Genomic DNA, 8,203 nt, shown 5'->3' on the forward strand with positions numbered 1-8,203 from the left:
TTGTGGCTCGGCGGCGCGGTCGACTTCGGCCAGCAGTACGTGAATGGCCGCCAGACGGGCTTCCATTTCCGCACCAATGGCATCAGCGTGGGCGGCGATTATCGTTTGAGCGAGCTGGCCACCGTCGGCGCCGGCGCCGGCTTCAGCCATGACCGCAGCGACGTGGGACAGAACGGCAGCAAGAGCAGCGCCGACAGTGCCGTGGCGGCCGTGTATGGCAGCCTGCGTCCAAGCAAGGGCGTCTTCCTTGACGGCGTGCTTGGCTACGGTACCCTGCAGTACGACGCCTCGCGCTACCTGACGGACGGCAGCGGTTACGCCACTGGCGAGCGCGACGGCAAGCAAGTGTTTGGTGCGCTTGTCGGCGGTATCGAGGTGCGCAATGAAACATGGATGTGGTCGCCATACGGCCGCGTGGAACTGATGTCGGCCAAGCTCGATCCGTACACGGAGAAGGCGCCCGGCATCAACGCGCTGAGCTACTTCAAGCAGACGGTGCGCTCGCGCATCGGCGCGCTGGGCGTGCGCGCCGAGGGCCTGTATGTGGGCGGCCTGGGGACGTGGTACCCGCGTGCGCGTCTCGAGTACCGTCACCAGTTCCAGGGCGCCGACGATGCGCGCCTGGCGTATGCCGACCTGGCGGCGGACGGTCCCGTGTACGTGATCCGCACCTTGCCGCAGCAGACGGGCAACTGGACGGCGGGCCTGGGCGTGAAGCTGTTGCTGTCGAACGGCATGACCCTGACCCTGGACTACAACAGCAATCTGAACATGGATAGCGGGCGCAGCCAGTCGGTAATGTTCGGCATTGCCATGCCGCTCAGGTAAGTTTGCTGATACAGGGAGTAACGCCGCGGGGCGGGAGCAGCTTGCTCCCGCCCCGCGGCGCATGTGGGCTATGCAAATCAATGGGCCGCATCAGTGTGGCTTGCATTGCAAATGGCGTGCCGGAGCGGTAATGATTCCATTAGAATCAAGCATTGCCTCAACCACACTGCTCATGGAATGGAATGCCTGGAATGATGAATGTCCTGACCCTCGAACATTTTGCCGCGCGCGTCAACGATACGTTTATTTGCGTCAGCGACGGGAATGCCGCTTTTGTCCTGAAGGAAGCACGTCCGCTGCCGTCAGCGACCCTCGAGGGCATGCTGCGCAAGCCTTTCAGCCTGATGTTCCACAATAGCTCACCCATCCTGTTCAGCCAGAAGATTTTCCAGATGCGGCATGAAGCGTTTGGCGAGGTGGGAATCTTCCTGGTGCCGGTGGCGCGTGACAGTCACGGTTTTCTGTATCAGGCCGTGTTCAACTGAGAACGCGGCTGAATATGCTGCGGCGAGATTACCGGCCCGGGCAGGGCGGCCCGCTGCCGGCGCCGCCTGCCTGGGTCTTCAGGTCTTAATCGAACGCGGGAAACTCGCCTTGCAGGGCAATGCAGAAATTCAGCGCCAGCATCGGCTGCCGGTTCTCATGCGGCAGGCCGCCACCGGCAGTGCCGATCGCCACAGGTGACAGCGTGACGTTTGGTGGCGTCGATGGCACAAAGGCGGACGTGCCGGTCAGGGCAATCATGCCATCGTTAGCGAGCGGCGTGTTGTGCTGCAGGGCGGCGGTGGGCTGGCGGTACACATTGAGTTGATGCGTGTGAGCCGGGATTTCCGTCACGTTCAGCGAGACACTGTTGGTGCCGAACGTCTCGCCCACCACGCGCGGCGTCAGGCCTGGTCCGGTTCCCTGGCCGCATGGCGCGCGTCCCGTGAAGTTGGGCAGCTGGAAGGTGGTGGTCCCGTTCCCGCCATACTGCGTGCCGATCAAGGAAAACAGGGCGGAGTATTGCTGTATCTGCAGGGTGGCGCCGTTACAGCTGGCCCATCCGTAGGGTGTGAAATTGAAGCCGAAGACTTGTATTTCGCCAATATATGGTGATGTCACGGTAGTTTCTCCTGATCGATTCTGTTGGCAGCGTATGCGTGCTGGCTGTTATTGCTGGGATGGGAAAATGCCTGCCCATGCGATGCAGAACGATGCGGTCAGGGTCGGCATGGTATTTTCGTGCGGCAGGTTACCCCCTGCGGAGCCCGTGGCAGTGGTTGCCAGTGCATAGGCGGTGAGGCCGGTCAGGTCGCTGGTGTACATCTTGTCGTTATTCGAGGGGGCAGCCAGCAGCAGGTTGGCCGCCGGCGCATTGACCGTTGCCAGGGGGCTGTTCACATTGAACGGGTGCGTATGCGAAGGCAACTGGGTTGTCTGCAAGGTCACCGATTCGCTGCCGCTTCTTTGCCCGATGACCCGGTTGGTCAGGCCGGGGCCGGTGCCCATGTGCAGGGGAACCTGGCCGCGCAGATCGGGCACGGCGAAGGTGTTGACGCCGTCGCCGCCGTAGGTGGTGCCCAGCAAGGTGTACAGCACTTCATTATTGGCGATCGGTTTCAGGCTGCCATCGCAGGCGAACCAGCCACTGGGAATGCGGGGAAAGGAAAACAGGCGGATTTCGCCGACATAGGGTGTGGTCATGACTATGCTCCGTTAGAAGTGGCTGGCAGTTTAGTTGCGCGATGGGAAGATACCGCTCAAGGCGATATTGAAATTGATCACCGAGAACGGCTGCATATTGTTATGCGCCTGGTTGCCGCCGGTCAGCGCCAGGGTCTGGCTGGACAGGGTGACTTGCGGGCCAGCCGAACCATAGATGGATTCCGCGCCGCTGCCGCCAAACAGGGTGTTTGTCGGGTTTTTCGAGGTGCCGGGCGTGGTTACCGTATTGGCTGCATGTGTGTGCGCAGGCATCTGAGTCGATATCAAGGTGACAGCCTCCACGCCGGCCCGCGTGCCGACGGGATACGGGGCAGGCTGCCATGCGCCGTCCACGGAGGCACCCGCACCGACGGGCGTACTGCCTTGCAAATTGGGCAGGGCAAAGTTGGTGCTGCCATTGCCGCCATAGGCGGTTCCCAATAGCGCAAACAGCGCCTGATTCTGCGCAACGGGCAGCAATTGCCCGTTACATGCAGCAAATCCACGCGGCGCAAAATTGAAGCCGCCCATCATGATCTGTCCCAGATATACATCAGCCATCATCGTTCTCCCACGGTTGGAATGCAATCAAATGTCAAATAATGAATATTTTCCATTTGCAATCAATATTGCGATTTAAAAAACCCTTTTTGTTATAGTTACTTTATTGAAATCTCGGAGTAGCATACGTTGTCGTATGGCAAGCGTCAACATCTGTTGGCACTCTGTAAGAGTGCAAGAATGGCATCGCTTGCGGCCTGAAATCATGTTCATCTTTGTCTAAAAAAACTCTGTATTGGAGAAACTATGTTGCGTATTTGCAACGCTGTTGTCGGCTGTCCGGCATATTCTTTCCTGCTCGCTTTTTATGCTGGAAATCGGAAACGAATGTCGAGTCGCGCGGCGCTCGGGACGTCGATATCTTGCCGTCTTGGGCATTGGTTTGCTTCGCTGTGCCTGTTGATGCTGGCATTCGGCGCCAATCCGGCGCAGGCCGTGCCGAGCGTAAAATGTACGCCCAGCCAGAGTTTTTCGGTCGCCTCGGGCGGCACGCATATCATCGACCTGTCGGCCTGCAGCGGATTCGGCCTGATTGACAATAACGCGACGCCCCTGCACGGCACCATTACAGGCCTCGTCAATAACGGCGATGGCATCGCCACCTATATCAATAATGGCGACGGGGCGCTGTCCGACAGCTTTATCCTGCTTGACGAGGATAGCAAGGAAGTCACTTTCACCGTGACAGTCGCGCCGGCGGCAGCCGCCTTCACGGTGTCGCCGGGCAGCCTGCCCACGCCCGTGATTGGCGTGCCTTACAGCCAGGGCATGTCGTCGAGCGGCGGCGTCGCCCCCTACACCTATGTGCTGGATTCCGGTACCTTGCCGCCTGGCATCAGCGTATCGTCGAGCGGCGTGATTTCCGGCACCGTGACGGCCACCGGCGCCTATGTGTTCAGCGTCAAGGTGACCGACTCGACCCCGGGCACGCCGCTGACCGTCACCAAGAACTATTCCGTGTCGATCGCCGTGCCGACCCTGTCCATCACGCCGACCACCCTGAGTGCGGCGGGGCAGTCCGTGCCCTACAGCCAGCAGATGTCGACCTCCGGCGGCAGCGCGCCCTACACGTATGTGGTGGAGTCCGGCACCCTCCCAACGGGCCTGACCCTGTCGTCCAGCGGTTTGTTATCGGGTACGCCCAGCGCCCTGGGCACCTTTAACTTTGTGATCAAATCGACGGATGTCACGGGCGGCAACGGACCGTACAACACGTCGCGAAGCTATGCCATGGACGTCAACGCCCAGCCGCCGCCAACCATCACCGCGGTCTCGCCTGCGTCCGGCCCCAGCTCTGGCGGCACCGCCGTGACCATCACCGGTACCGGCTTCTCGGGTGTGACGGCACTGAAGTTCGGCGCCAACAATGGCGTTGCCGTTACCGTGGTCAATGCCACGACCATGACCGCCACGTCGCCCGCCGGCAGTGCAGGCACCGTGAACGTGACCGTCACGGCGACAGGCGGCACCAGCGCCACCGGCGCGGGCAACCAGTTCACCTATATACCTGCCCCGGTGGTGACGAGCATTTCGCCCACGGCGGGGCCTACCTCCGGCGGCACCAGCGTGACCATCAACGGCTCGGGCTTTACCGGCGCCACGGCGGTAACGTTTGGCGCCACGGCGGCAACCGGCTTTACGGTCAACAGCGCCACGCAGATCACGGCCACGGCGCCAGCCGGCACGGGCACGGTGGACGTGCGCGTCACGACGGCGGGCGGCACCAGCGCCACCAGCGGGGCGGACCAGTACACCTTTGTAGCGGTACCGACAGTGACGAGCATTTCGCCCACGGCGGGGCCGGCCGGCGGCGGCACCACCGTCATCATCACCGGCACTGGCTTTAGCAGCACGACGGCGGTGACGTTCGGCGCCACGGCGGCGACGGGCTTTACCGTCAACAGCGCCACGCAGATCACGGCGACGGCGCCAGCAGGCACGGGCACGGTGGACGTGCGCGTCACCACGGCGGGCGGCACCAGCGCCACCAGCGCCGCCGATCAATTTACCTACGTGCCGGCACCGACCGTGACGGGCATTTCGCCAACATCGGGGCCCGCCGCCGGCGGCACCTCGGTCATCATCACCGGCACGGGGTTTAGCGGCACGACGGCCGTGACCTTCGGCGCCACGGCGGCGACCGGCTTTACCGTCAACAGCGCCACGCAGATCACGGCGACGGCACCAAACGGCAGCGCCGGCACGGTCGACGTGCGCGTGACCACGGCGGGCGGCACCAGCGCCACCAGCGCGGCGGACCAGTTCACCTATGTCGGAGCGCCGACGGTCACCAGCCTGTCGCCCACGGCAGGCCCCACCACTGGCGGCACTTCGGTCATCATCACCGGCACGCGCTTCACCGGCGCCACGGCCGTGACGTTTGGCGCCACGGCGGCCACGGGCTTCACGGTCAACAGCGCCACGCAGATCACGGCGACGGCGCCAGCGGGCACGGGCACGGTCGACGTGCGCGTGACGACGACGGGCGGCACCAGCGCCACCAGCGCGGCGGACCAGTTCACTTTCGTGCCGGCACCGACGGTGACGAGCATTTCGCCGACGGCAGGCCCGGCCACTGGCGGCACTACCGTCACCATCACGGGCACGGGCTTTGGCGGCACGACGGCTGTTACCTTCGGCGCCACGGCGGCCACGGGCTTTACCGTCAACAGCGCCACGCAGATCACGGCGACGGCGCCGAGCGGCAGCGGCACGGTGGATGTACGCGTGACCACGGTGGGCGGCACCAGCGCCACCAGCGCGGCGGACCAGTTCACCTATGTGGGCGCGCCGACGGTTACCAGCATTGCGCCCACGGCAGGGCCAACGACGGGCGGCACCAGCGTCACCATCAACGGTGCGGGTTTTAGCGGCGCGACAGCCGTGACGTTCGGCGCCACGGCGGCGACGGGCTTTACCGTCAACAGCGCCACGCAGATCACGGCGACGGCGCCAGCCGGCACGGGCACGGTCGACGTGCGCGTGACGACGACGGGCGGTACCAGCGCCACCAGCGCAGCGGACCAGTTCACCTTTGTGGGCGCGCCGACGGTCACCGGCATTTCTCCCACGTCGGGTCCCGTGGCTGGCGGCACCAGCGTCACCATCACGGGCACGGGCTTTGGCGGCGCCACGGCCGTGAGGTTCGGCGCCACGGCGGCGACCGGCTTCACGGTCAACAGCGCCACGCAGATCACGGTCCCGGCGCCGGCCGGCAGCGTCGGCACGGTGGATGTAACCGTCACGACGGCGGGCGGCACCAGCGCCACCAGCGCGGCGGATCAATTTACGTATATTCCGACCGGCGTCATCACGTTTGCGACACCGACGGCGGCATCTGTTCCTTTGGGCAATAGCTTCAGCAATGTGGCGACCTCGACCCTGACCGGCGGCAGTTATGGCGCGCTGACGTATGTCAGTTCGAATGCGGCGGTGGCCACGGTCAACAGCAGCGGCGCCATCGTGCCCGTCAGCGCCGGCACCAGCATCATCACCGCGACCCAGGCCGCGGTCGCCGGCGTGAATACCGTTGCCACGCAAACATACACGCTGACCGTCACCTCGGCCATCGACATCACGCCTGTCGCCTTGCCGGCGGCCCAGGTCAGTGCCGCCTACAGCCAGCAATTGACTGCCAGCGGCGGCGGCGCGCCGTACACCTTCAGCGTGACGGCCGGCAGCTTGCCCGCCGGCCTGACCCTGAGCAATAGCGGTTTGCTGGCAGGCACACCAACGGCGGCCGGTAATTTCCCGGTCACCGTGACGGCCACGGATACGCATCAATTCACGGGCGCGAAGAGCTACAGCCTGTCCGTCACCTCCGCGGCAGTGGCGCTGACACCGGCCACCCTGGCCAATCCGACGGTGGCAACGCCGTACAGCGCGACGCTGACGGCGGCGGGCGGCACGGCACCGTATACGTACAGCGTCAGCAGCGGCAGCCTGCCGACGGGCCTGAGCCTGAATGCGGCCACCGGCGTGCTGTCCGGCACCACCAATGTGGCCGGCAGCTTCACCTTCGGCATCAAGGTCACCGACAGCAGCACCGGCGTGGGCGCGCCGTTCAGCGCCACCAACAGCTATACGCTGGCAGTGGCCGCGCCGACCCTGACCCTGACGCCAGCCAGCCTGGCCGGCATCCGCGTCGGCGACGCCTACAGCCAGGCCTTCACGGCGGCCGGCGGCGTCGCGCCATACGCATATGCGCTTGCCGGCGGCGCCCTGCCGGCCGGCCTGGCACTCGATACGGCGACGGGCGTCGTCAGCGGCACGCCGACGGCGGCCGGCAGCTTCGCCTTCACCCTGCAGGCAAAGGATGCCAACCAGTTCACGGTGCAGCAGGCCCTGACCCTGCAGGTGAGCCAGGCGCCGCCGCCGGTGGTCAATGAAACGGCGACGACGTCGGCCAACCAGGAGGTGAGCCTGACGATCGCTTCTGCCGATGGCAGCCCGGTCACGGATGTGACCATCGTCACGCCGCCGCAGCATGGCCGCGTGACGGTCGTCGCGACCGGCGCGGCAGGGGGCGGCAGCGGCCGCGCCTTCAAGGTGACCTATGTGCCGAATGCCGACTACTTCGGTCCGGACAGCTTCCGCTACACCTTGACTGGCCCGGGCGGCACGTCCGCGCCGGCCACGGTCAGCCTGACGGTGGCGCCGCAGCCGGTGCCGGTAGCGGTGGCGAAGACGGCCACGGTATTGGCCGGCACGCCGGTGACCCTGCACGTGACGGAAGGCGCCACGGGCGGCCCGTTCACGGCGGTGGCCATCACCACGGCGCCGGCCAGCGGCACGGCGGTGGTCAGCGGCATGGACATCGTCTACACGCCAGGCATCGATACCAGCGGCGACATCAGCATCGGCTACACGCTGTCGAACGCCTTCGGCGCCTCGCTGCCGGTAAAAGCCACGGTGACCGTCAATCCGATGCCGCAGGTGGTGAGCCAGAGCGCCACGGTGGTGGCCGGCCTGACGGTCAATGTCGACCTGACGGCGGGCGCCACGGGCGGTCCGTTCACGGCCGCCAATGTGCTGAGCATCGCGCCGGAAAGCGCCGGCAAGGCGGTGGTGCGCGACGTCGGCACGGCCGGCAAGCCTGTCTATCAGCTGAGCTTTACGGCCTCGGGCA

The 8,203-nt window shown here is 65.1% G+C and carries 6 protein-coding genes; 3 read left to right on the forward strand and 3 right to left on the reverse strand.

What is annotated here, in order from left to right:
* Both AC1RDJ_RS28265 and AC1RDJ_RS28270 read left to right on the forward strand, forming a co-directional pair.
* On the forward strand, window positions 1-828 hold an 828-nt coding region (locus AC1RDJ_RS28265), incomplete at its 5' end, for an autotransporter outer membrane beta-barrel domain-containing protein (RefSeq protein WP_493029437.1).
* A gap of 191 nt (window positions 829-1,019) precedes the next feature.
* Window positions 1,020-1,313, forward strand: coding sequence for a DUF6916 family protein (locus tag AC1RDJ_RS28270; protein ID WP_493029438.1), 294 nt, complete (start codon window positions 1,020-1,022; stop codon window positions 1,311-1,313).
* An 85-nt stretch (window positions 1,314-1,398) separates the two neighbouring features.
* On the opposite strand, the gene AC1RDJ_RS28275 is transcribed toward AC1RDJ_RS28270, so the two are convergent.
* The 3 genes from AC1RDJ_RS28275 to AC1RDJ_RS28285 are packed head-to-tail and all read right to left on the reverse strand — an operon-like array spanning window position 1,399 to window position 3,048.
* Entirely contained in the window at window positions 1,399-1,932 is a 534-nt protein-coding gene (locus AC1RDJ_RS28275; protein WP_493029439.1) for a phage tail protein, read from the reverse strand.
* Window positions 1,933-1,980: 48 nt separating this feature from the next.
* A complete protein-coding gene (locus AC1RDJ_RS28280; RefSeq protein WP_493029441.1) occupies window positions 1,981-2,514 on the reverse strand; it encodes a phage tail protein in 534 nt (177 codons plus the stop codon).
* Window positions 2,515-2,544: 30 nt separating this feature from the next.
* Window positions 2,545-3,048 carry a phage tail protein gene (locus AC1RDJ_RS28285; RefSeq protein WP_493029442.1) on the reverse strand — a complete coding sequence of 168 codons (504 nt, stop codon included), beginning with the start codon at window positions 3,046-3,048 and terminating at the stop codon, window positions 2,545-2,547.
* A 429-nt stretch (window positions 3,049-3,477) separates the two neighbouring features.
* Between AC1RDJ_RS28285 and AC1RDJ_RS28290 the strand changes: the two genes are divergently transcribed.
* A partial coding sequence (locus AC1RDJ_RS28290; protein ID WP_493029443.1) for a beta strand repeat-containing protein occupies window positions 3,478-8,203 on the forward strand: 4,726 nt, incomplete at its 3' end.

Source organism: Janthinobacterium sp. GW822-FHT07H10 (genome assembly GCF_058798675.1).

Bases quoted from the DNA above. Each gene is read 5' to 3' on its own strand.
- AC1RDJ_RS28270 (WP_493029438.1), top strand. From the start codon at position 1,020: ATGATGAATGTCCTGACCCTCGAACATTTTGCCGCGCGCGTCAACGAT.
- AC1RDJ_RS28280 (WP_493029441.1), bottom strand. From the start codon at position 2,514: ATGACCACACCCTATGTCGGCGAAATCCGCCTGTTTTCCTTTCCCCGC.
- AC1RDJ_RS28285 (WP_493029442.1), bottom strand. From the start codon at position 3,048: ATGATGGGCGGCTTCAATTTTGCGCCGCGTGGATTTGCTGCATGTAAC.